Origin of the sequence: Reichenbachiella faecimaris, assembly GCF_900176375.1 — a bacterium.
In the GTDB taxonomy this organism is placed as follows: domain Bacteria; phylum Bacteroidota; class Bacteroidia; order Cytophagales; family Cyclobacteriaceae; genus Reichenbachiella; species Reichenbachiella faecimaris.
The window spans coordinates 201,516-226,526 of record NZ_FWYF01000005.1; the positions used below are offsets into that span (position 1 = coordinate 201,516).

Below are 25,011 nucleotides of genomic sequence, written 5' to 3' on the forward strand. Positions count from 1 at the left end.
TAAATTGATGATAAATACTAATTTGATGCATCAATGCTGCTCATATACTCATCGAAAGTACTTAGCTTATCTACATAGCCATCTGGCTTCAATTCAATGATTCTATCTGCTACAGTTTGAACAAACTCGTGGTCATGTGAAGTAAAGAGTACTGTGCCAGGGAAATCCTTAAGCGCGTTGTTGAAGGCCTGAATAGATTCAAGATCCAAGTGATTGGTAGGTTCATCCAATATCAACACATTCCCGCCTGCAAGCATCATTTTAGATACCATACAGCGAACCTTTTCCCCTCCAGAAAGTACGTTGCACATTTTGAAGGTTTCCTCTCCAGAGAAGAGCATTTTGCCCAAAAAACCACGGATGTACACTTCATCCTTTTCTCCGTCAGAGTATTGTCTTAGCCAGTCAATAAGGTTCATCTTTTCTTTGAAATACTCCTCATTTTCGTTAGGCAAATAGGCTTTGGTGATGGTTTGACCAAATTTGTACTCGCCACTGTCGGCTTTAAGTTCTTCGTTCAAAATTTTGAATAGGGCAGTGGTCGCCATCCCATCTTTAGCTAAGAACGCAATCTTGTCGCCCTTGTTTACGAAAAAATCCAAGTTGCTGAAGAGCGTTTTGCCATCTACTGATTTGGAGAGCCCCTTTACTTCTAATATCTGATCACCAGCCTCTCTGTTTTGATTGAAAATGATCGCTGGGTATCTTCGAGAAGAAGGCTTGATGTCTTCAATATTTATTTTCTCCAAGAGCTTCTTTCTGGATGTAGCTTGTTTAGACTTGGCCGCATTCGCGCTAAACCTTGCAATAAAATCTTGTAGTTCTTTCTTCTTTTCTTCAGCTTTTTTATTAGCCGAGCTTCTTTGACTTAAAGCCAACTGGCTAGACTCATACCAGAAACTATAGTTGCCAGTGAATACATTGATGGCACTAAAGTCTATATCTGCCGTATGTGTACAAACTGTGTCCAGAAAGTGTCTATCATGAGAAACCACTATAACAGTGTTCTTAAATTCTAACAAGAAGTCTTCTAGCCAGGAAATGGTATTGATATCCAAGTCGTTGGTAGGCTCATCCAGTATGAGTACATCCGGGTTTCCAAATAATGCCTGAGCCAAAAGTACTCTTACTTTTAAACTGCCATTAAGATCTTTCATCAGTCGAAAATGATCTTCTTCAACAATTCCCAAACCACTTAATAGTGCAGCAGCATCTGGTTCTGCATTCCAGCCATCCATCTCTGCAAATTTTTCCTCAAGCTCAGATGTCTTGATGCCATCTTCTTCAGAAAAATCAGGTTTAGCATAAAGTGCATCTTTTTCCTGCATGATGGACCAAAGCGCTGTATGGCCTTGCATTACAGTATGGATTACAGTTTCTTCATCAAAGGCAAAGTGATTCTGAGAGAGGACAGCCATTCTTTTCCCTGGGTCAAGAACAACTTGGCCAGAATTGGCAGCTATCTCACCAGAAAGGATTTTCAGAAACGTTGACTTACCAGCTCCATTAGCACCAATTACTCCATAGCAGTTGCCTTGGGTGAACTTGATATTTACTTCGTCGAAGAGAATTCGCTTGCCGTACTGTAAAGAAATATTGTTTACTGAAATCATATCTACTGAAATTTTGAAGGCGCAAAGTTATTGCTTTTAATGGGCAAAAGAAAAATTAGTTCTAATATTGGCTTTACACCAAAATAGATACGTTCAGATTATGAAAGTAGCGGTAATAGGAGGAGGCGCAGCAGGATACTTTGCGGCTATATCATGTAAGACTCATCATCCTGAGGCCCATGTTTCAATTTTTGAAAAGTCATCAAAGACACTGGCAAAAGTGAAAGTATCTGGAGGTGGGAGATGCAATGTCACAAATGTTTGCGAGCCGCAATCCGACTTCTTGCGTCACTATCCAAGAGGACAAAAGCAGCTCAAGAAGACGTTTAATTATTTCAATAAAAAAAATACGCTCGAATGGTTTGAAAGTAGAGGTGTGAAGATCAAAGCTGAAGCTGACGGGCGGATGTTCCCAGTGACGGACGATTCACAAACCATCATTGACTGTTTGAGAAACGAAGTGGAACGTTTAGGCATTTCAGCTTTAAACAAAAAAGGTATTATTGGTTTGAACCCTCAGGCTACTGGAGGATTTAAGATAAAATATGATACAGAAGAAACGGACTATTTTGATTGTATCATTGTAGCTACTGGTGGTAGCCCTAAGAGTGCTAGTTATGATTGGTTGAGGTCGTTAGGGCATACGATCATAGCGCCTGTACCTTCACTATTTACATTCAATATCCCAGAAGAAAGGAAATTAAAATCCCTAATGGGACTAGCTGTGCCAAACGCAGTGGTGAAAATTCAGGGAACCAAAATGGTTCAGAATGGGCCTGTGCTAGTGACACACTGGGGGCTTAGTGGGCCAGCCGTGCTAAAGCTTTCTGCTTGGGGAGCTCGCCAGTTATTTGATATGAATTACAACTTCAAATCTCAAGTCAACTGGACAGGAGGAATGAATGAGGAGGATTTGAGACAGCAGGTGACCAAGATTTCTGAAACAGAATCCAAAAAGAAAATCTCGAATGCCAAACCTATTAACATACCTAATCGACTATGGGAATATATACTGGATAGGATTGATTTGGATGGAAATACGATTTGGGTAGAATTGAAGAAAAAAGACAAGAATCGCCTGATCAATATTTTGCTAAACGACGAATATGCAGTGGTAGGCAAGACTACATTCAAAGAGGAATTTGTTACCTGTGGTGGTGTGGATTTGTCTGAAGTCGATTTTAATACCATGCAAAGCAAAAAACTGTCAGGATTGTTTTTTGCTGGAGAGGTATTAGATATTGACGGAATTACAGGAGGGTTCAATTTTCAGGCCGCCTGGTCAACTGGTTTTGTAGCTGGTAAATTGGCTCAATAGTTTTTTGTCAAAATTCAAAGTATCTATCATTCTAATAAATTCTGCCTGCGGACTGGCCTTGATGGTGATCTGCTGATTTGTAATTGGGTGAACAAAACCCAACTCAACAGCATGAAGGAGCATGGTTCCCATTTTCCATTTTTCAAGAAAAAGTTTATTCTGTTTGTTGCAGCCATGTGGACGGTCGCCAATGATGGGATGAAAAATATGCGCAAAATGTTTTCTTAACTGATGCATGCGACCCGTTTTTGGCTTAGCTTCTACCCATGAATATCTGGAAGTTGGATGTTTTCCAAAAGGAATTTTGACTTCAGATTGATCTAGCCTGGTGTAGGCAGTTTGAGCTTCCTGAGATTTCCCCTTGTCATTAGTAAGTGGATAGTCGATAAATCCTGCTGGGTCTGTAAAACCTCTTAGAATTGCCCAATAAGTTTTGTCCATCTCTTCATTTTCAAATACCTCTCGTATGGCAGATAATGCAGGTTTGTTTAATGAAAAAAGCAAAATTCCGCTCGTCTTACGGTCTAGTCGATGCGCTGGATATACATATTGCTCTAGTTGATTTCGAAGTTGTTGAACTGCAAATTGATCCGTATTAGTAGCGATTTTGGAACGGTGGACTAGTAGTCCATGAGGCTTGTTGATGGCCACATAGTGCTCATCATGAAATAGTATTTCTAAGTCTTGAGGTTCGTTTTCTGTCTCGCACCACGGTTCATCCATTTGCAAAAATAAAGTTTTCATGAGCTATTACATTAATTTTTTGTGGGGTTCGTCTCTCAGTTTTTAATTTCAATTAGTTTGGAATACCTCAACCCAGTTCGCATTCATTATTGAAGGGAGTATTCACTGTGAAAATATGTCAGTGATCTGGATCAATAACTCTATATATCCCTTGCAAAATGGATTGAAGTATCATTCTGACGTTGCCTTGCAACCCTTTTATATTTATAGGGTCTTTCTACTATATTTTTAAACTCAAAGTATACACAAATGAAAAAAATAATCATGCTCATGGCATTTCTGTCAATCACAATGGTGGGAATGGCTCAGGAAAAGGAAACAAGGAAACTCGAAAATTTCAATTCAATTGAAGTCGCAGAGGCAATAGAACTCATTATCACGCAGGGAGATAAAAATGAGGTAGTAATTGAAGTAGACGATATTGATCTAGATGAGGTAATTACTGAAATAAGAGGATCTGAATTGAATATTGAAAGAGATTCAAGAGGTCGGAATAACAACAATAGCAGAGGTGAAGTAGTGGTCAGATTGACCTATAAAAGTATAGATGAAATTTCCGTAAACTCGGCAGCATCTGTCTTCTCCAAATCCAAAATCAAGGCCAGTGACTTTGAAGTGAATGCAAGCAGTGCTGGACGGATAGAATTGGAACTGGATGTAACTGATTTGGAAGTAAATGTTAGTAGCGCAGGAAGTATTGAGCTTTCTGGTACTTGTGCTTCTATGGATTTGGATGCCAGCTCTGCTGGTAAATTTGAAGGATATGATTTGATCTGTGGTGCCATCAAAGCAGATGTGAGCTCTGGAGGATCAGGGGAAGTGTCAGTGAGTGATAGGTTAGAGGTTGATGCTGGAACTGGTGGATCATTATACTATAAGGGAGATCCTGATAAAGTATTAGCAGACAGTAATCTAGGAGGAAGAATCCAAAAGAGATAGAAACAAATTAATGTTTAATGTTGGAAGGGGGTAGTTCTAAAGAATTACCCCCTTTTTATGTTATAAATCTCATGGTCTATTTGATGTTAAAAGTTGGAGTTTTGATTAAACAAATTATGATTATGAGAATTCCTCTTTTATTATTTCTAGCGGCTAGTCTTTCTTATTGTACTTCTGAGCAACAATCAATAGACCCAATAGAACAAAAGGTTGACGAACTGATGTCCAAAATGACCTTGGTTGAAAAAATTGGACAAACTGCTCAGCGTGGCACATCCAGTCGGGTAAAAGGGGAGCTTTCTGAGGATTTAAAAAATGCAGTAAGAGAAGGCAGAATAGGTTCTTTGATCAATGTAATGAACAAAGAATTTGTAGACGAACTTCAGCGAATTGCTGTTGAAGAAAGCCCCAATGGTATTCCTTTGATTTTCGCCAGAGATGTCATTCACGGGTTCAAAACTATATTCCCTATCCCTCTGGGACAGGCAGCCACTTGGAACCCTGCCCTTGTGGAAGAGGGTGCTAGGATAGCGGCTGTGGAAGCAAGTACTTATGGTGTGCGCTGGACTTTTGCTCCCATGTTGGATATTGCCCGTGATCCGAGATGGGGTAGAATAGCAGAGTCACCTGGGGAGGATCCTTATTTGGCGTCTGAACTGTCAGCTGCGTATGTCAGAGGGTTTCAGGGCAATAATTTGACAGATCCTACTAGTATGATTGCTTGCGCCAAACACTTTGTAGGTTATGGTGCAGCAGAAGGAGGGCGCGATTATAATACGGCAGTTATCCACGAATCTCTTTTGAGAAATATTTATTTACCACCATTTGAAAAAGCAGTTGATGCTGGTGTCCAAACTTTTATGTCTGGCTTCAATGAGTTGAATGGTGTGCCAGTTTCAGGAAATCAATTTTTGCTTGATCAAGTGTTAAGACAAGAATGGGGATTTGATGGTTTTGTGGTGAGTGACTGGAATTCTGTCACTGAGATGATCGCGCATGGCTATTGCGTAGATGAGAAAGATGCAGCCTTCAAAGCTGCACGTGCTGGAGTAGATATGGAGATGACCAGTCAATCTTATGACAATTACCTTCAGGAATTGATAGATGAAGGCCAATTGGATATTCAGCAACTGGATAGAATGGTGCGAGCTATTCTTAGGGTGAAACTTAGAATGGGCTTGTTTGATCAGCCTTATCGAGTCGATAATGAAGAACTGATACTTTCAGAAAGTCATTTGAAAAAGGCAAAAACTGCAGCTGCCCAAAGCATGGTTTTACTTAAAAATGAGAAGAAGCTATTGCCTTTGAAACCCAAACAAAAAATAGCTGTAATCGGGCCAATGGCCAACGCACCCCTGGATCAATTGGGGACTTGGATTTTTGACGGAGATAAGGATGATTCAATGACACCAATAGCATCACTTCAAGAACGACTGGGTGCTAATATTCAATATGTTCAAGGACTTACATATAGCAGAGATCAATCCAAGGCTCAATTTGCAAGAGCAATCAAAGCCGCCCAACAAAGTGATTTAGTTCTGTTTTTTGGGGGAGAAGAAGCCATATTATCAGGGGAGGCACATAGTCGCGCACATATCAATTTGCCAGGTGCCCAAGAAGAATTGATCAAGGAAATCAAAAAGAAAACAGGAAAGCCAATTGTGTTGATCATTCAGGCAGGTAGACCAATTGTGTTAGAAAATATTATTGGTGATGTGGATGCCATACTCATGGCTTGGCATCTTGGAACTATGGCTGGCCCAGCTATCACAGAAGTGCTAGTTGGTGATATCAATCCTTCAGGAAGATTGCCGATTTCCTGGCCAAAATCTGTAGGACAGATTCCTATTTATTATAATCATAAAAATACTGGACGTCCAGCAAGAGCAGAATCATTTGTTGGGATAGAAGATATTCCAATTGGTGCATGGCAAAGCTCCTTGGGCAATGATTCACACTATTTGGATGATGGTTTTGAGCCATTATATCCATTTGGTTATGGATTGTCCTATACCCGTTTTGAATATGCTGGCTTGACGATTTCAGCTGACACCCTAAACGAACGAGAAGAATTGAAAGTGAATTTTGAATTGAGTAATACGGGTGAGACAGACGGAGTGGAAGTAGTACAATTATATATCCGTGACTATTTTGGCTCCATTACGCGACCCATCAAAGAATTAAAGAAGTTTGAGCGAATTAGCCTAAAAGCTAAGGAGAAGAAAACCCTGGAATTTACCATAGACAAATCAGACCTGCAATTCTACAATGCTAACAATGAACTTGTACTCGAATCTGGACTGTTTTCTGTATTTGTAGGTGGAGATGCCCAGACAACTATGAAGCAGGATTTTTGGATTGAATAATGAGAGGATATAAATAGAAATGATGGATTTAAGCCTCCATCACTTCTTTTACAATTTCTTCAAGTTGTTCAGGGCCTTCGAATGGCTTACGAACATACTTCTTGACATCAATTTTCAACTCGTCAGTCTCGTACTCCAAATGAGAGGATACAATGACAATCTTTGGTTTTTCTTCAAGTGTTGAAATAGTCTCATATCCATCCAGATATGGCATTTCAATATCAAGAAATAAAATTTGGGGTTTTAACTTGGATACGCCTACGGCTCCATCTATTGCGCTGCTAAACGTGCCAACTAAGTCTATGCATTCTACTTTTTCAGCCAATTTTTTAAATATCTCAAGATAGACCAAGTCATCATCTATCGCAACGCATCTATATTTCTCCATGAATTATTGTGGTGGTGTAGTGTTAATTAAAAACGCAATTCAATCTTAACCAATTTATTTAACTATTCGAAATTTACTTTCACAAATTAGTTGTACATCTTGAATATTTTCAATGTCATCTTGATATGTTCAATATTTAACAAATTCAAATTATTTTATGAGCTCTTGCAATATTTCTTTAAATTGCAATAACATTTAACAACAATAAGCCCAATTTTATAGAATATTCATAATTTAATTGGGAATGAATTCAATATTAGCAGAAGTAAAGGAGAGACTTGGAAAACCATACGAGGATTTTGAGTTCTTACTAGAGTGTTTGAAAGAAGTTTTGATAGAGAATGGCGAGGAGACCATTGCTAATGAAATTCCATTTATCAACAAATATCCCTTCGAAAATGGCGTGCAAATGTCTGACAAGCATATACAGATGTATTCGCTTGTTTTTCAACTGGTCAATATGGCAGAGGTCAATGGTGCTGTTCAGCATCGTCGTGCTGTAGAAAATGAACAGGAATTTTCCTCAGTCAGTGGTTTGTTTGCCAACAACATAAAAAATTTATTGGATGCAGGGGTTACGGAAGAGGTCATTTTAGACAAAATGCCTCAAATGCAGATAGAGCCTGTGCTTACTGCACATCCTACAGAAGCCAAACGAGCTACAGTACTTGATCATCACAGGGATTTGTATTTATTGCTTGTCAGTTTGGAGAACAAGATGTATTCAGACAAGGAGTTGATGAATATTCGCCACAACATAAAATTGACTTTATACAGATTGTGGAAGACGGGGGAAATCTATATGGAGAAGCCCGACCTGAGTTCTGAACTTCGAAACATCATCCATTATCTGGTAAACGTATTTCCAGAAGTAATTCCTGTCTTAGATAGAAGGTTAATACAGGCGTGGAAAGCTTGCGGTTTGTCCAAGCAAAATTTGCTAGACCATCACAGTTTTCCGAAAATCAGTTTCGGTAATTGGGTCGGAGGAGACAGGGACGGTCATCCTTTGGTTACTGATTCAGTTACTGCTGAAACGTTACAAATGCTTCGTTTGAATGCCTTTGTTGTTATCAGAAGGAAGTTAACTGCCTTAGTAAAGCAATTAAGTTTCGCATGCGAAATGCACGAGTGTAACCCAGAATTGAAAACCAGAATAGAAGAAATTGTAGTAGAACTAGGAGACTTGGGTACTGAGGCACTGGAGAGAAATAAAGGCGAGGTATTCAGACAATTTACTAATCTGATATTGGCCAAATTGCCAGTAGATACGCAACGCGGACATGCCACTCAACTATCAGAACATCAAGGTAGCTATAGGTTTGCCTATCAGATGTTGGAGGATTTGGATTTGCTTAAGAAAAGTCTGTTAACTTATGGTGCAAAAGCCATTGCCTTTGATGATGTAAATATTACCATCAGAAATGTGCAGACATTTGGCTTCCACTTGGCTAAGTTGGACATTCGTCAGAATAGTGCTTTTCATGATAAGGCGATTGAGCAATTGCTGCAAGCTGCTCAGTTTGAAGAGACCAATTTCTCCGAGTGGAGTGAGAAGAAAAGATTGGACTTCTTGAATAAGGAGTTGAAGTCCAATCGGCCATTTACACATCAAAGTGCTGAATTAGGAGAAAATGCCACAGCAGTTCTTTCATGCTATAGAGTAGTGGAATCCCATGTATCCAAATATGGAGGTGAGGGAATTGGTTCTTTCATAGTGAGTATGACTCGTTCGGTTTCTGATCTGCTGGCTGTCTATCTACTGGCCAGAGAAGCTGGTTTGACTAAACAAATCCCAGAAGGGTTAATTTGTGAAATTCCTGTGGTTCCTTTATTGGAAACCATAGAAGATTTGGAAAATGGCCCCGAAATTTTAGAAGGTTTCTTGAATCATGACTTCACCAAAAGGAGCCTTGAGCATTTCAGAAAGGTGAGAAATTATAAAAACCTACGTCAACAAGTGATGGTTGGCTATAGTGATAGCAACAAAGATGGCGGTATTATAGCCAGTCAGTGGAACCTGTATAAAGCGCAATTTAAGCTGAGTGAGATTGGCGAAAAGCAGGGAGTGAAAATTACATTCTTCCACGGCAAAGGAGGCTCAATCAGCAGAGGATCAGGCCCTACTCATTACTTCATCAAAGCCCTGCCATATCAGGCTATTCAAGGCAATGTTCGCTTGACAGAGCAAGGAGAAACCATAGCTCAGAAGTATGAAAATAAAGTAAATGCAGAATATAACCTAGAACTGCTAGTGGCCAACTCTTTGTCTAAAACAATTTTAGATGAAAGGAGTGAGCGGGTCTATCACCCATTGGCAGACGTGCTTGACCACTTGGCAAAACAAAGTAAGGAGCACTACGAAGCGCTTACTCACCACAACGGATTTATTCAGTTCTTTCGTCAGGCCACACCTATTGATGCTATTGAAACCAGTAAGATAGGGTCTAGACCTGCCAAAAGAACAGGCGCAAATTCACTGGATGATCTAAGAGCTATTCCATGGGTGTTTTCATGGAGTCAGTCCAGGTATCACATGACGAGCTGGTATGGCGTAGGAACTTCTCTCAATAATTTAAAACGCTCAAATCCAGAGGACTACAAAAAATTCAAAGAGGCTACCAAAAAGGACTCCTTTATCAGATATGTACTCACCAATGTGGATACAAGTTTGGCAGCTACAGATGAAAGCATCATTATGGCGTATGCACAGTTGGTAGAGGATGATCATGTTAAAAAAGAATTTCTTGAATTGTTCCTTTCTGAATTACAACTGACGCGCGAGTTATTGCTAGACCTGTTGGGTGAGGAAATAGAAGTGAGAAGGGTAAATCATCACTATTCAAATCATCTTAGAGCTCCATTGATGGTTCATTTACACGAAAAGCAAATAGACCTACTCAAGCATTGGAGACAAGAAAAGGCGAATGGGGAAAACGTAGATGAATTGCAGAGAGAACTGATGCTGACCATCAATGCCATTGCAAGTGCCATGAGAAATACAGGTTGATTATTTGGATATAAAAAAACACATTCAAATGAAATGTGTCTTAAGTCAGGTAATAGGATAGGTGGAGCAGGGGTAGTCTATTTTGAGCTAGTGAGCAACTCAAAATAGACAGTTTGAAGCAAATAATATCAAGGGATCATTTGATCCCTTTTTTTATGTCTTTCTTAGGAAAAATTATTCATGTAGGTCTTGCACTGATCTTCTCCACCAATAAACATGATGCTGTGACCTTTTAGTACAACCCAAGATTTTTCTTCTTTGTTGAATTTCAATTTGAGCGTTTTGCCAGTGTCTTTAGTTCGAGAAAATAGTGCTTGTAACATGGGTAATTGGTTTAAATATTTCGGTAACTATAAATTATTATAAAACAAATGTAAATAATCATATTGAATAAAGAAAATAAAATGTTGAAAAAGTACAATAAGTGACAAAAATTGTCTGAATATTTCTCTTATTAATCGAAAAAGTACAATTACTGGTCTAAATAGAGGTTTTTCTGGTTTGATATTTTTGAATCTCTGACCCCGTTGGTTTATTAATTGCCCATATTTATCTGATTTTTAGGTGTTGCGTAATACATTATTTATGTGAGTAACAACACAGTACAAAATTGGGGTTGGCATTCTATCATATAAGCTTACCTGAATATTATTTTTGGAATGCATTAGAGCTAACTCAATCATTGGGATATATTATTTAGGAGTTATGTTTATTTAAAGGATGTGGCTTTAAGTACTTTTGGTTGCCAACTTTGATAGGCGAAAAACAGAATAAAGTAAGGTTTTTAAAACGACCAGATAAACAACACACCATTTTTACGAATAACTCTATCTCGAAAAAGAGTATCATTGTTCAAATCTATTTCAGTAACGATTTGACCATTTAAATCCAATAATTGAGTCTTGTTTTGGTTAAAGTCTGAGCGCAATTGCCGTACTTTTTGCCAATCCCATGTATAGGCAACAAAAAAATTTTTCCCTAATCGATAACCGAGGCCTATGGCTCCATCCACACTTTCAAGAAATTCAAAAGAGCTTTCATCATCGGAGATACGAGCAACATCAATTGTGACTACAAAGCTCAGATTGCGCAACGCCTGATAACCTATTGTTTTTAAAAAATTTTTGTTACGCCATTTTTCAATTCTATGATTAATCATGTCACTATGCAAAAATGGGGTAAAGGCAATATTTGTAGCAAAGTTCAAGGCTGTTTTTTCAAGTTCATCAGATATAAGTGTACTGTCAATTGGGTTGATAGCATAATCATATATTTGATCTTCCCACCACTTGGCACCAAAAGATACACCAAAAGTGATAGTCTTCAGATCACTTTTTTCAAGTTCCTTGTTTAACTCAGAGACTTGTTCTATGTAAGACTTAATTGCTGCTTTTGCCTCTTTGGATAGATTGGTTGAAGTAGCGGTCGTATCCAGAGAAAACTGCTGCACAGTTTCTTCAAATGTTGTTTGCTGAAGTTCTTTTTCCTTCGCCTTTACAAGTTCTCCTGCATCGGTTTGGCGATAGTTTTTAGTGATTTTCTCGTTGTCCTTCTCAATTTCACTCTTCTCTATCTTATGAAGTTCCAACAATATCACTTTCTCACGAATAAGTGAGACTAATGAATCTTGGTTAGATGTTAGTGAATCTGATTCAAATGAGTTTAGTCTATCAAGTATATCAAATAATTCGGATTCGGAATTCTTTGAGGTGGATTTAAATAGAGAGTTGGTTGATGCGCAGCCAGATAGAAGACAAATGGACAACGTCAAGAAGATTAGGTATTTCATGAGAATAGTTTATTATTAATTATTTTCTAGTCTCAAGATGCTGCTACATTAAGTTAATTAATTGCGAATTGTTTCAAGACTCTTATTTGGAGGTTTTGATAGTGTGATAAAAATTTCTTTATTAAGGAATAGGAAAACTTTACTTAATGCAAAATACGCTCTTTGGGAATTACCATCTTGGAAAGAATCAGATGAGAAAAGAATCATTTTCAATTCTATTATCTTTGTAAATTGTTAAGAGAAATTAGAATAGGAGTCCAAAGTAAAAATGAAGGAAGAATTGATAGACGATAAGATTTGCAAATTTACAGATTGCCTAGAGGCATTAATGATGAAAATGCAAGAAGCAGACAATACTTGCGTCGAACTTTCTAAAGATATCAGTAAAAGAGACTTTGCTGTTTTGATTTTTGTAGGCAAAAATCATGATGTCATTATGCGCGATATTGCCATGTATTTAGGCATTCCCGTGAGTACTACTACAGGCGTAATTGACAAATTGGTGGAAAAGGGTTATCTCAAAAGGTATCATTCAAAAGAAGATAGGCGAACCATAAAGATTGGCTTAAGCAAATTTGGCTTGGATTCCTACAACTTATTACAAAGCACGCTACATCATATGGGAGGGGCGATGTTAGCTGGTCTCTCGGAAAAAGAACAAACAGAACTCATTCACCTGATGGAGAGAGTAGCGGCCAACCTGGTAAACTACGTGCCCACTGCAAAATAACATTTCCAAAAGTATTATTACGAAAATCGTAATATATTGAAACCATAGTATTTGGTAGTCGTAATACTCATCCAAACAGGGTGATCTACGACTTTTATTGATTAGACGCCCACTCATTCAATAACCAGATACTAATGACAAAAGCAATCAATGAGTTCCAGCAGATGGGACAACAAAAAGTGATCAGCTTCGCTAAATGGATAATTAAGTGGAGATGGTTAGTGCTAGTAGTGAGTTTAGGAATCACTGCATTAATAGGAAGTGGAGGCCGCCATGTAGGCTTCAATAGCGATTATCATGTGTTCTTTAGTGATGATAATCCTCAGATGTTGGCGTTTGATGCGCTACAGAATAAGTACACCAAAGACGACAATGTTTTCATAGTAATAGAACCTAAAGATGGGAAAGTCTTTACGAAAGAAACATTGGCAGCCGTAGAAAAACTCACGGCAGATTCTTGGCAGACACCTTACTCTACCAGAGTTGATGCCATTACGAATTTTCAGTACACCAAGGCCGTGGCTGATGATTTGTATGTGGACGATTTGATCCAAAATTCAGCTGAGTATGCCCCAGATCAAATAGATGCTGTGAAGCAAATTGCTATTGATGAAATTTTGCTTAAGGATCGTTTGATCAATGAGGAGTCAGATTTAACTGCTGTGAATATCACTGTTCAACTGCCAGGTGAGAACATGACAGAAGGTTCTGAAATCATCGCACATGTTAGAGATCTTACAACAAAATTTGAGGAAGAAAATCCAAATCTGAAAACCTATCTGTCTGGTATGATTATGCTGTCAGGTGCATTTGAGGAATCTGCATTCAATGATATGCAATCTTTGGTGCCATTGATGTTCTTGGTTGTTATTTTAACCATTTACCTAACCACCAGAACGCTTAGTGGGACAATAGCTACACTTTTGGTGATTGTAATGTCCATTATGACAGGGATGGGATTTGCAGGTTGGTTTGGTATCATGCTAACACCCCCATCTTCTGCAGCCACAACTATTATTATGACGTTGGCTGTTGCAGATAGTATCCATTTGCTCATCACCTTCATGCAAGGCATGAGAAAGGGACTGGGTAAACATGAAGCACTGGTAGAAAGTATCAGAGTCAATTTTGTGCCTGTCATGATTACAAGTCTAACCACAGTTATAGGTTTTTTATCAATGAATTTTAGTGACTCTCCACCATTTCATGATTTGGGGAATATTACATCTGTAGGGATGTTGGGCGCCTTTGTTTATTCAATTTTCACCCTACCTGCTTTGATGGCTATTTTACCTGTGAGAGTGAAGGTGAAAGAAACAAGTGGTACGGATGGTCAAATCAACTCTTTCTTTGGACGATTGGCTGAATTTGTCATTAGAAACGATAAGAAGGTATTGTGGGGGTCAGTAGCAGCTTCATTGCTGATCACTTTGTTGATTACTAAGAATGAATTCAATGAAGAGTTTATCAAATACTTTGATCAGGAGGTGCAGTTCAGACAGGATACAGATTTTATTTCAGAAAACTTGACTGGTATATACACCTTAGAATTTTCACTGGGCTCTGGCGAAGAAGGCGGAATAAACGACCCTGATTACCTTAAAAAATTAGAAGAGTTTGAATATTGGCTGGAAGCCAAGCCAGAAGTAGTGCATGTAAGTGCTTTTTCTGAAATTGCCAGGCGTATCAATAAGAGTATGCATGGGGATAGTTTGAGCTATTATCGAGTGCCTGACAGCAGGGAAGAGGCTGCTCAGTTCTTATTACTGTATGAGATGTCTTTGCCATTTGGTTTGGATCTGAATAATCAAATCAATGTAGATAAATCCGAAACCAGACTGATCGCCACGACTACGAATTTATCATCCAAGGAATTTATCGCACTGGGGGGTGAGGCAGAAGCCTGGCTCAAAGCCAATGCGCCAGCAACAATGTATTCTGATGCTACAAGCACAGCCACCATGTTTTCTCACTTAACTAAAAGGCAAGTAGATAGTATGATGAATGGTAGTATTGCTGCTTTGATTTTGATATCTGTTATCCTCATGTTTGTATTGAGAAGTTTCAGACATGGGCTCATCAGTTTGATTCCTAATCTATTGCCAGTGGCAGTAGGGTTTGGCGTCTGGGGTGTTACCAATGGAATTATCAATGTAGGAATCTCTATTGTGTTTGGTATGACGCTGGGCATCATTGTGGATGATTCTGTACACTTTCTATCAAAGTATTTGCGCGCCAGACGTGAATTGAACAAGAGCAAAGAGGAAGCTGTTCGATTCGCTTTCGACACGGTAGGCAAGGCATTAGTGGTGACTACCATTGTGTTGGTAGCAGGTTTCGCGATTCTCGCTCAGTCTAGTTTTGGGATGAACAGTGGCATGGCTAAGGTGACAGTACTGATCATCACGTTTGCACTGGCTTTAGACTTCTTATTGCTACCTGCACTGCTGCTCAACGTGGGGAAAAGCACTAAAACCAAAACAGATGCACAATCAACTTCTGTGGATACAGGACAATTGAGTCCTGCTTAATTGTATCAATTTTTAAATCATGAGGCTTTTTCAAAGTTGAATAAACGGTCAGACTCAATACGACTGTTTTTAGCAGAATAGACTTTTGAAAAAGCTTCAAAAAATCACATAATTATGAAAAGAACAATCAAAACAATAGCCCTGCTGCTGATAGGAGTATCTACGGCCTGGGCACAGACACCAGAACAAAAAGGATTGAAAATTGCAGAAGATGCCTCCAAATATGACGAGGGTTTCGAAAGCTCAGAAGTGAATCTGACCATGACCTTGAAAAACAAGCATGGCCAGGAAAGCACAAGATTTCTTTCAACCCAAACGCTAGAATTAATTGAAGATGGAGATAAATCACTGATAGTGTTCAACAGCCCAAGAGATGTAAAAGGGACAGCTACCCTGACTTATACGCATAAGGAAATATCAGATGATCAATGGCTGTATTTACCATCCATAAAGAGGGTGAAAAGAATATCCTCTGATAACAAGTCAGGACCATTTATGGGAAGTGAATTTGCCTATGAAGACTTGTCTTCTCAGGAAGTCGAAAAGTACACCTATAAGTATATCAAAGATGATAACGTAAATGGCGAGAATACTTATGTAATAGAAAGAGACCCAGTAGATCCAAAATCAGGCTACACGCGTCAGCTGGTTTGGTTGAACAAAACCAATTATAGACCAGAGAAAATTGAGTTTTATGATCGTAAAGATGACTTGCTCAAGACCTTGACTTATTCTAACTACAAAGTCTATATGGGCAAGCACTGGAGGGCAGGAGAGTTTTTGATGGTCAATCATCAGACAGGAAAAGAGACCACACTGAAGTTTGAGGATTATCAATTCAAAGTAGGGTTGGCGGAAGCAGACTTCTCACAAAACAGTCTGATTAGGGCTGGGAGATAGCAATGAAAAATACGAGTAGTTTGAGTTGGTTTTTTACTATACAGCGAGCGATTGTGCTCGCTGTATTAGTATTTGCAGTTGGTCGTGCAAGTGCGCAGTCAGAGGAAGTTTATACAGAGTTCTCAGGAAATCTTGGTTTTGAGTATAGGTACTTTACGCAAGATGGATTGTATCCAGGCCAGAATGATCACTTTCCCGCCTTCAGTATTCAACCAGAATATTACGTGGAATGGCAGGGAGGAACGCATATTCTTAATTTCACTGGCTTTGCAAGGGTTGATTTGACAGATTCTGAACGAAATCATTTGGACATACGAGAACTGTATTGGCAGATCGTGAATAACAATTGGGAATTTAGTGTTGGATTAAAGAAGATTTATTGGGGAGTTACAGAAGCAGCTCATTTGGTAGATATCATCAATCAGACTGATAATTTGGAGTCATTTGATGGAGAGCAGAAATTGGGACAATTCATGGCGCATTATTCCTATAATACCAATATTGGTACATTCGACTTATTTGCCATGTCCTTCTTTCGCAAGAGACAATTTCCTGGCGTGGATGGGAGACTGCGCACACCTGACCCCATCACTGAAAATCAGTTAGATTTTGAGAGTAGCATGGATGAAACCAGGCCTGAAGGAGCCATTCGCTGGTCGCATTATTTTGGGCCAGTTGATATAGGCTTGTCCTATTTTTATGGAAATGGCAGAGAGCCCATTGTTGGTATCAATAATGATGGCAGCCTATTTGGAATTTATCCGGTGATCAAACAGACGGGTATTGATATTCAGACCACAACAGGCCCGGTTTTGTGGAAATTTGAATCTATTATCAGACGAAGTGATATTCAAGATATGAAGGCGCTGGATGTAGGTCTTGAATATACTTTTGGAAACATTGGCGGAAGTGGTATAGATCTAGGGCTCTTGGGAGAATACTTATATGATGATCGTGGGGACAGGGCATTAAGTAGTTTGCAGAGTGATGCATTCGTAGGTGGTCGATTGGCATTCAATGATGTACAAAGCACTGAATTCTTGTTCGGAACTATCCTTGACGTAAATAGAAGTACGCGTTTAATAAGCCTGGAAGGTAATCGCCGATTTGGGGAATCTCTGAAAGCCAGCGTAGAGATGAGACTTTTTCAGAACGTGAGTGAAGAAGAGTTCATCTATCTATTTAGGGATGATGACTTTCTGAAGTTTGAATTGGGATGGTATTTTTAAAAAAAAAGGAAACAAAATCTAATCCAATAGATTAGATTTTGTTTCCTTTTTTTATTTCCCTGCCTTGCTCAGGTTGACCTGCGCTAATTCAAATCCTGGTGCAACTTTAAGTGCTTCCAGAAAAAGCTCTTTGGCTTTTTGTATATCTCCATTTGCTTGAGCCAATAAACCATTCAAATTGAAAATAGCAGCTCGCATAGTTACTTCTTGTTGCGTCTGATCCAGTTTTGAAAACACCATTTTTAATTCATCAATATCTGCTCGTTTGAGCAGCAGTTCAACAGAGGTTTTGGTTTCTGTATATCTTTTTAATTCAAACTGCATCTGGGCTATTTGATATAGCGTACGCGAGTCATTATTCTTTAAGAATAGACTTTCATAATTGCTTAAAGCCTGATCCTTAGCGCCAAGCTGAGTGAAGGCAATGGCTCCTAACTCAAGCGCCATTTGGTTGTCTGGATTGATTTTAAGGTTTTCTCTAGTTACTAAGGCCACTGACGGCATTTGATTCAGATCGTAATACATATAAGCCAGTGAATCTAAAACCGCAGATTGATTATTGCTATAAAACAATAAGTTATACAGAGCCATGCGTGCGACAGGGGGATCATTGAATTGTGTAGCTAATTGATAAATTGCAATGTTTTTTTGAACATCTACATCAATGAAATTGAGTGAATCTGCTGACTGAGCAGTGGTGACGTTGCTTTGAAGAATTCCTCCCCATACAACCAATACAAATAATATCTTCTTCATAATCATATTTTGAAAGTGCGCAAGCTACAGGCTAATGCTTAATTATCCAATCCCTTGGCTTTGGCAATTTCGTGCATGAGGGTTTCTGCTTGTTCTCTGTTGTTGTCTATTTTTCCTTCTAGAATGGCTTCACGAATCTCATTTTTGATGTCCCCAACAATTTTTGAGGGCTCCAGATGGTAGCGTTCCATGATTTCTTCGCCCGAAATAGGCGGCTGGAAGTTGCGCAGCTTATCTCGTTCTTCAAGCTCTATAAGCTTCTTTTTTACCTTTTTGAAATTAGTCAGGTACCGTTTTACTTTTGTAGGGTTTTTGGTCGTGATATCAGCATTGCACAAGGTCATCAGATCATCTACGTCATCTCCTGCTTCGAAAAGCAATCTTCTGATGGCAGAGTCTGTGATTTCGTCTCTTACCAGCGCTATAGGTCTCAAGTGAAGTTTAACTAACTTCTGAACGTATTTCATTTTGTCGTTCATAGGAAGTTTCATTCTCTTGAAAATACCAGGAACCATTCTTGCTCCTTTGTCCTCGTGACCATGGAATGTCCAACCTGCTTTTTTGTGAAACCGCTTAGTAGGTGGTTTGGCAATATCGTGCAAGATCGCTGCCCATCGCAAGTATAAATAGTTGGTATTTTTAGAAATATTATCAAGCACTTGAAGCGTATGGTAGAAATTGTCCTTGTGAGATTTTCCTTCCTTAGTCTCTACGCCATACAGTGCGATCATTTCAGGAAAAATATGGTGTAGCAATCCACTTTGAAATAACAATTTGAATCCGTAGCTCGGAGTAGGTGACAAGATGATTTTGTTCAGTTCATCTATGATTCTTTCTTTAGATACAATTTTTATCCTGTCCGCTTGTTTGATGATCGAATCGAAAGTGTCGGCTTCTATATCAAAACTGAGCTGGCTGGCAAAGCGAATAGCCCGCATCATTCTTAGGGGATCATCTGAAAAAGTGATTGATGGATCTAGTGGCGTCCGGATAATTTTCTTTTTTAGATCATTCACACCATCAAATGGGTCTACCAATTCTCCATATTCTTTATCATTGAGTTTGATGGCCAGGGCATTGATCGTGAAATCACGCCGGTTTTGATCATCTTCAAGGGAACCGTCCTCTACAATTGGTTTTCTGGAATCCCTTTGGTAAGACTCTTTTCTAGCGCCTACAAACTCAAGCTCATGGGCTCCATGTTTTACCATGGCGGTCCCAAAATTTTTGAAAACTGAAAGATTATTACTTTTTAATTCTTGTGCTACTCGTTTTGCCAATTGAATTCCGCTACCAACACAAACAAAATCTATATCTTTGGAGGGTCTATTGAGAATGATGTCTCGTACGAACCCACCTATTACATAGGCATCAAGGTTGATTTTAGTGGCGCACTTGGCTACTGTGGAGAAGAGTTCTTCTGGTAAGAGGTGTGATTTTAAATTCAATGGTAAAGCTTTGCTTCAAAATTAATTTTAATTTCTTAATAATGAGATAATACGATTTGTCATTGTTGAATTAATTTCGAGTCCACAAGGCAATACCTAAATAGATATACATAATGAACAAATTTTTTCTCTCTATTCTACTGGCCCTATCTGCTTTTTTTGTTTCAGCTCAAAATATCAAAAAACCTAAGTTGGTGGTTGGGGTCATCGTAGATCAAATGCGATATGAGTATCTCTATCGTTTTGAGAATCATTATGGTGATCATGGGTTCAAGCGGTTGCTGTCTGATGGCTTTTCGTTCAAAAACGCACATTACAATTACATTCCTACTTATACTGGGCCAGGACATGCTTCAGTCTACACAGGTACCACGCCACGAGTGCATGGCATCATTGCCAATGATTGGTATGATAAATTTGAAAAAAGATCTAGATACTGCGTAGAGGATTCAGACGTCAAAGGAGTGGATGGAGATGGAAAGGTAGGGCAGCGCTCACCTAAGAATATGAAATCCACGACTGTTACAGACGAATTACGACTGTTTTATCAGAACCGTTCGAAAGTCGTAGGTATAGCTTTAAAGGATAGAGGAGCTATTTTGCCTGCAGGACATCAGCCTAATGGTGCTTATTGGTTTGACGCACAGTCGGGTAATTTCATTACCAGCACGTTTTATAGGAATTCGTTGCCTAAGTGGTTGGTGAAATTCAACAAACGCAAATTAGCTGAAGCTTATATGAGCAAAGGTTGGGATACATACAAACCCATAGAAACGTACGTAGAAAGTGCACGTGATGACAGATCCTATGAAGGCAAAGAGTTAGGAGGTATTCCTCCAGTATTCCCTTATGATTTCAAACAACTGGATGCATCTATCAAGTTGTTTGAGCTACTGAAGGTCACCCCTCATGGGAATACCATTACAACCGAAATGTCTTTGGCGGCTCTGGACGGAGAAGACTTGGGGAAAGATGAAGTAACTGATTTTTTGGCAATCAGCTATTCCAGTCCTGACTACGTTGGGCATGCATTTGGGCCATATTCTAAAGAAATCCAGGACGTATATATTAGATTGGATCTAGAGTTGGAAAGGCTCATGAAAGCATTAGATGAGAAGGTGGGGAAAGGAAATTGGACGATTTTCTTAACTGCTGATCACGCAGTGGCTGATATTCCTGCTTACTTAAAAGAGCTGGGGCACGGTACAGATTATATGAAGTCAGGTGAGCAGAAAAAAGCAATTTCACAAAAGCTTGAGGAGCGGTTTGGCACATCAGACCTTATAGAGAATATCAGCAATCATCAAATTTTCCTCAATAAGAAATTGATTGCTGAAAGAGAACTAGACTTGAATGAGGTAAAGACATTTCTGATTGCAGAAATGAATCAACATGCAGGTATGAGTGCTGTGTTTGATGCTGCCACCATTTCGAATTATGCTGGACATGACTTGGACGTCAAGTTGATCGCTGCAGGCCACAATGCCCGTATGTCTGGAGATATAGTTTACACTTATCAAGCAGGTTGGTTGGGACAGTGGCACTTGGAAAATGGAGGTACTACTCATGGTTCTGGCTATTCTTATGACACTCATGTGCCAATGCTATTTTATGGTTGGGGGATAAAGCAAGGAAGTACTGTCAACTATCACCCAATTACGGATATTGCTCCAACGATTTCGACCTTGCTCAATATCAAATTACCTTCTGGCTGCACAGGTCAACCTGCTGCAGAATTATTGGACTAGGGCTAATTTGGAAAAACTGTATCCGATCAATCAATTGCCATATTTGTCTATGGCTTTCTGTACTATTTCTTTGAACCAGAAAGTGTATTTGTCAGGATGTAAGTGAATGTCTTCGAGTATTTTTTTGGGTGAAATGTATTTGTAGTCTTTAGCCTCAGCAGGATTTAGTTTGGGTAGAACATCCGAAGTGCCGACAAATACATGGTCGAGTTCATGTTCAATCAATCCATTTTCAAAGTCCGTTTTATACTGAAACGTAAAAAGAAAAGAGAGGGTAGTAACCATGCCTAGTTCCTCTTTCAGTCTGCGGTTGGCCGCATCCAAAGTAGCCTCATCTGGTCTAGGGTGGCTGCAGCAGGCATTGGTCCATAGGCCACCAGAATGATATTTATCCAGTGCACGTTGCTGAATCAGCATTTCTCCCTTTGAGTTAAATATAAAAATTGAAAAGGCGCGATGAAGCTCTCCAGACTGATGTACTTTAAGCTTATCAGCTGTCCCAATTGCGTTGTCATGTTCATCAACCAGCACCACATGCTCCATTTTCTATTGATTTAATGTGATATATACTGCAAGTTAATTGATAGGGCTGAGTCAGCATCAAATCATGCTCATTTTCATTTCACTAATTGTTTTTTGTTGCTTGCTTCTTCATTCTGTCCTATATTAGTCACTTTTTCAACCCAGCATTTTGGTATTTAGATAGCATGAAACTGATCAGATTCATTTTTGCCTTAGGGCTCACACTTACTTTCTTTTTTTACCTCAATTTTAGCCAAGGAAAAATCCCTGCATTAGGGAGTTTCTTAAGTCCATTTACAGGTTTCTGGCAGAATGGAGAAGTAGACGGACTAAGCCTTCCTTCTACCTTGGAGTCAGATCAATTGGGCGCTCCAGTGATTATTAAATTCGATGATCACTTCGTTCCCCATATTTTTGCCGAGAACGATTATGACCTATATTTTGCTCAGGGTTTTGTCACGGCCTACCACAGATTATGGCAAATGGAATTTCAAGTCTTGGCTGCAGCTGGTCGTACAGCCGAAGTCATTGGAGAAAGTCAATTGAAATTCGACAGGATTCAACGAAGAAAGGGGCTTGTTTATGGTGCCAAACGATCATTAGAAGTAGCCCAAAAAGACCCTGAAGTAAAACAAATGATTCAGGCATATACTGATGGCATCAATTTTTGGATAGATCAACTAGACTATGCAGACTATCCAATTGAGTACAAGCTGCTGAATTATGCTCCCGAGCCCTGGACTAATTTAAAAGCTATGTTGTTATTGAAAAATATGGCAGATATGCTTTCAAGGGGAGAGAACGATTTAGAAAACACGAATGCATTGCAGGTATTTGGTTTAGAAAATTTCAATAAGTTGTTTCCAGAAACTTATGACAATATTGATCCAGTTATTCCTTCTGGAACTGACTGGGACTTTCAGGCAAAAACCGTTGAACAACCCGAGGTCGAATTTCCGCAAATATTCACCAATGATATAATTGAAAAACCTGATCCCAGGAATGGTTCAAACAATTTTGTAGTGTCTGCCGAACGAACTGCCAATGGCAAGGTACTACTGGCTAATGAACCTGATTTGAGCTTAAATCTGCCTTCTATATGGTATGTGGTTCAACTCAATGCACCTGGGATTAATACTATGGGAGCTTCTCTTCCAGGCGCGCCAAATGTAATCATAGGATTCAATGATTCAATTGCCTGGGGATTAACCAACGCCAAGCGTGATGTTGTGGATTGGTATAATATTAAATTTCGCAATGAAAAAAGGGAGGAATACCAGTATGATGATAAATGGTTGAAAACAGAAAAAGTAGTAGAACATTTCCAAGTCAAAAATGGTGAAGATTTTGCTGACACAATTGTGTATACGCACTATGGACCTGTGACTTATGACAAGAGCTTTCTTGGGGATAGCAACCAAGTGAATCTTGCAATGAAATGGACTGCTCATGAGGCCTCAAAAGAATTAAGAACGCTGTATGAGGTAAACAGAGCAAAGAACTATGATGAATTTATTCAGGCATTTCAATTTTATACTGGGCCACCACAGAATTTTGCTTTCGCCAGTGCCAGTGGAGATATCGCACTTACCATTCAAGGAAAATTCCCAGCAAAGTGGAGGGGGCAAGGTAAGTTTCTATTGGATGGCAGGGATTCTCGAAATGAATGGGAGTCTATCATTCCTTACGAACAAAATGCTACCGTAAAAAACCCTGAAAGAGGATTCGTCAGTTCAGCAAATCAGCATCCTGTAGATTCAACCTATCCCTACTATGTATATGACTATAATTATGAATTTTACCGAAACAGAAGAATCAATGATCGACTAAAGCTTCTGAATCAAGTGACAGTAAAGGATATGATTCGTTTGCAAAACGATAACTATAACTATAGAGCCTCTGAAAGCTTGCCGCTTATGTTAGCAAGTTTGGATACGACTGGTTTCACTAACGAAAAAAGAAAAGCTTTTCATTTACTTAAGCAATGGGATTATTTTGCTGAAGCTGAATGGATCGCACCTACCATATATCAAGTTTGGTGGGATGAGCTATATGGATTGATTTGGGATGAATTTGATAATCAACAGCTGGCTATGACGAAACCACATGTATTCAACACTATTTATTTAATGTCTAACGACTCATTAAGTAAGTACTTTGACCTCCAGGCAACATCAAAGAAAGAGACACTTGAAGATCTCATCAATTTGTCGTTTGATTCATCTCTGGAGAAACTTGAAAATTGGAAAGACGCGAATGACTCTGAGTATATTTGGTACAAGTACAAAAACACACGAGTTAAGCATCTGCTAGGCTTGGATCCATTTTCATTTGAGCAGGTAAAAATAGGAGGGTACAAGAATATTGTAAATGCTGCAAGCGGCCGTCATGGCCCGAGTTGGCGTATGGTGGTTGAATTGGATGAGGCTGGGCCTAAAGCTTGGGGTGTCTATCCAGGTAGTCAAACAGGCAATCCAGGTAATCCTAACTACGGACATATGATTGAAGACTGGGCAAGTGGAAATTATGCTCCATTGCTGTTCTTGGGATCATCTAGAGAGAATAATGAAAGAGTAATTTTCACACAAACCCTTCAACAAGATAACTAATGCTTTTTATTTTCAGACTTATACTCATAGCAGTATTGACCTACCTTATAGCCATGATGGCTCCTTGGTGGTCAGCAATTTTGTGTGCTGCAATTGTTGCGTTTTTCCTTCCTGGAAATAACTTCAATGCTTTTCTCAGTGGTTTTATGGGAGTAGGGTTGATTTGGATGGTTATGGCATGGAAGCTCGATGTTGAAACGAACTCAATAATGTCTCAGAAAATGGTAGAACTCTTCCCAGTTGATGAGGTGAACATGCTGATAATCGCTTCTGCTATTATAGGAGGCTTGGCTGGAGCACTAGGCGCATTTAGCGGGAATAGCTTCCGCCAAATGTTCGTAAGAAAAAAAGAGAAAAGTTTCTACAACTGA

At 39.2% G+C, this 25,011-nt stretch carries 19 protein-coding genes; 11 read left to right on the forward strand and 8 right to left on the reverse strand.

The features are described from left to right. Positions 1–17: 17 nt before the first annotated feature. The gene (locus tag B9A58_RS19740; protein WP_084374648.1) at positions 18–1,613 is read right to left on the reverse strand and encodes an ABC-F family ATP-binding cassette domain-containing protein; all 1,596 of its coding nucleotides are present in this window, start codon (positions 1,611–1,613) and stop codon (positions 18–20) included. A 100-nt stretch (positions 1,614–1,713) separates the two neighbouring features. Between B9A58_RS19740 and B9A58_RS19745 the strand changes: the two genes are divergently transcribed. Continuing rightward, the gene (locus B9A58_RS19745; protein WP_084374651.1) at positions 1,714–2,931 is read left to right on the forward strand and encodes a BaiN/RdsA family NAD(P)/FAD-dependent oxidoreductase; all 1,218 of its coding nucleotides are present in this window, start codon (positions 1,714–1,716) and stop codon (positions 2,929–2,931) included. On the opposite strand, the gene B9A58_RS19750 is transcribed toward B9A58_RS19745, so the two are convergent. Beyond that, positions 2,896–3,675 carry a pseudouridine synthase gene (locus B9A58_RS19750; RefSeq protein ID WP_084374653.1) on the reverse strand — a complete coding sequence of 260 codons (780 nt, stop codon included), beginning with the start codon at positions 3,673–3,675 and terminating at the stop codon, positions 2,896–2,898. The genes B9A58_RS19745 and B9A58_RS19750 overlap by 36 nt on opposite strands. A gap of 249 nt (positions 3,676–3,924) precedes the next feature. On the opposite strand from B9A58_RS19750, the gene B9A58_RS19755 reads away from it, so the two are divergent. Together B9A58_RS19755 and bglX are read left to right on the forward strand one after the other, a co-directional pair. After that, complete coding sequence (locus B9A58_RS19755) at positions 3,925–4,614, forward strand: head GIN domain-containing protein (RefSeq protein ID WP_084374656.1); 690 nt, start codon at positions 3,925–3,927, stop codon at positions 4,612–4,614. Between the two features lie 122 nt (positions 4,615–4,736). Next, a complete protein-coding gene (bglX, locus tag B9A58_RS19760) occupies positions 4,737–6,980 on the forward strand; it encodes a beta-glucosidase BglX (RefSeq protein ID WP_139793993.1) in 2,244 nt (747 codons plus the stop codon). Positions 6,981–7,008: 28 nt separating this feature from the next. Here the strand turns inward: bglX and B9A58_RS19765 are convergent, their stop codons facing one another. Further along, a complete protein-coding gene (locus tag B9A58_RS19765) occupies positions 7,009–7,368 on the reverse strand; it encodes a LytR/AlgR family response regulator transcription factor (protein WP_084374659.1) in 360 nt (119 codons plus the stop codon). Positions 7,369–7,612: 244 nt separating this feature from the next. Between B9A58_RS19765 and B9A58_RS19770 the strand changes: the two genes are divergently transcribed. Beyond that, entirely contained in the window at positions 7,613–10,378 is a 2,766-nt protein-coding gene (locus tag B9A58_RS19770; protein WP_084374662.1) for a phosphoenolpyruvate carboxylase, read from the forward strand. A gap of 164 nt (positions 10,379–10,542) precedes the next feature. Here the strand turns inward: B9A58_RS19770 and B9A58_RS20450 are convergent, their stop codons facing one another. Continuing rightward, positions 10,543–10,701: a hypothetical protein gene (locus B9A58_RS20450; RefSeq protein ID WP_176214857.1), complete on the reverse strand. Its 159-nt coding sequence runs from the start codon at positions 10,699–10,701 to the stop codon at positions 10,543–10,545. Positions 10,702–11,162: 461 nt separating this feature from the next. Continuing rightward, on the reverse strand, positions 11,163–11,966 hold the full coding sequence (locus B9A58_RS19775; protein ID WP_139793994.1) for a hypothetical protein: 804 nt from the start codon (positions 11,964–11,966) through the stop codon (positions 11,163–11,165). A 469-nt stretch (positions 11,967–12,435) separates the two neighbouring features. Here B9A58_RS19775 and B9A58_RS19780 point away from each other — a divergent pair, with 469 nt between their 5' ends. The 4 genes from B9A58_RS19780 to B9A58_RS19795 all read left to right on the forward strand — a co-directional run bounded on the left by B9A58_RS19780 (position 12,436) and on the right by B9A58_RS19795 (position 17,557). Next, on the forward strand, positions 12,436–12,897 hold the full coding sequence (locus tag B9A58_RS19780) for a MarR family winged helix-turn-helix transcriptional regulator (RefSeq protein WP_084374668.1): 462 nt from the start codon (positions 12,436–12,438) through the stop codon (positions 12,895–12,897). Positions 12,898–13,031: 134 nt separating this feature from the next. Next, positions 13,032–15,428 (forward strand): efflux RND transporter permease subunit, encoded by a 2,397-nt coding sequence (locus tag B9A58_RS19785; protein ID WP_084374671.1) that lies wholly within the window; start codon positions 13,032–13,034, stop codon positions 15,426–15,428. 114 nt (positions 15,429–15,542) lie between these two features. Beyond that, positions 15,543–16,328, forward strand: a complete 786-nt coding sequence (locus tag B9A58_RS19790; protein ID WP_084374674.1) for an outer membrane lipoprotein-sorting protein — start codon at positions 15,543–15,545, stop codon at positions 16,326–16,328. A gap of 2 nt (positions 16,329–16,330) precedes the next feature. Then, positions 16,331–17,557 (forward strand): hypothetical protein, encoded by a 1,227-nt coding sequence (locus B9A58_RS19795; RefSeq protein ID WP_084374677.1) that lies wholly within the window; start codon positions 16,331–16,333, stop codon positions 17,555–17,557. 51 nt (positions 17,558–17,608) lie between these two features. Here B9A58_RS19795 and B9A58_RS19800 read toward each other — a convergent pair whose 3' ends face one another. Then, the gene (locus tag B9A58_RS19800; protein ID WP_084374679.1) at positions 17,609–18,313 is read right to left on the reverse strand and encodes a tetratricopeptide repeat protein; all 705 of its coding nucleotides are present in this window, start codon (positions 18,311–18,313) and stop codon (positions 17,609–17,611) included. 38 nt (positions 18,314–18,351) lie between these two features. Further along, positions 18,352–19,761: a CCA tRNA nucleotidyltransferase gene (locus tag B9A58_RS19805; protein ID WP_084374682.1), complete on the reverse strand. Its 1,410-nt coding sequence runs from the start codon at positions 19,759–19,761 to the stop codon at positions 18,352–18,354. 113 nt (positions 19,762–19,874) lie between these two features. On the opposite strand from B9A58_RS19805, the gene pafA reads away from it, so the two are divergent. Then, entirely contained in the window at positions 19,875–21,509 is a 1,635-nt protein-coding gene (pafA, locus tag B9A58_RS19810) for an alkaline phosphatase PafA (protein WP_084374685.1), read from the forward strand. A 30-nt stretch (positions 21,510–21,539) separates the two neighbouring features. Here the strand turns inward: pafA and idi are convergent, their stop codons facing one another. Then, complete coding sequence (gene idi, locus B9A58_RS19815; RefSeq protein ID WP_084374687.1) at positions 21,540–22,052, reverse strand: isopentenyl-diphosphate Delta-isomerase; 513 nt, start codon at positions 22,050–22,052, stop codon at positions 21,540–21,542. A 164-nt stretch (positions 22,053–22,216) separates the two neighbouring features. On the opposite strand from idi, the gene B9A58_RS19820 reads away from it, so the two are divergent. Both B9A58_RS19820 and B9A58_RS19825 read left to right on the forward strand, forming a co-directional pair. Next, entirely contained in the window at positions 22,217–24,640 is a 2,424-nt protein-coding gene (locus tag B9A58_RS19820; RefSeq protein ID WP_084374689.1) for a penicillin acylase family protein, read from the forward strand. Then, a complete protein-coding gene (locus B9A58_RS19825) occupies positions 24,640–25,011 on the forward strand; it encodes a hypothetical protein (RefSeq protein WP_084374691.1) in 372 nt (123 codons plus the stop codon). Before B9A58_RS19820 ends, B9A58_RS19825 begins: the two co-directional genes overlap by 1 nt.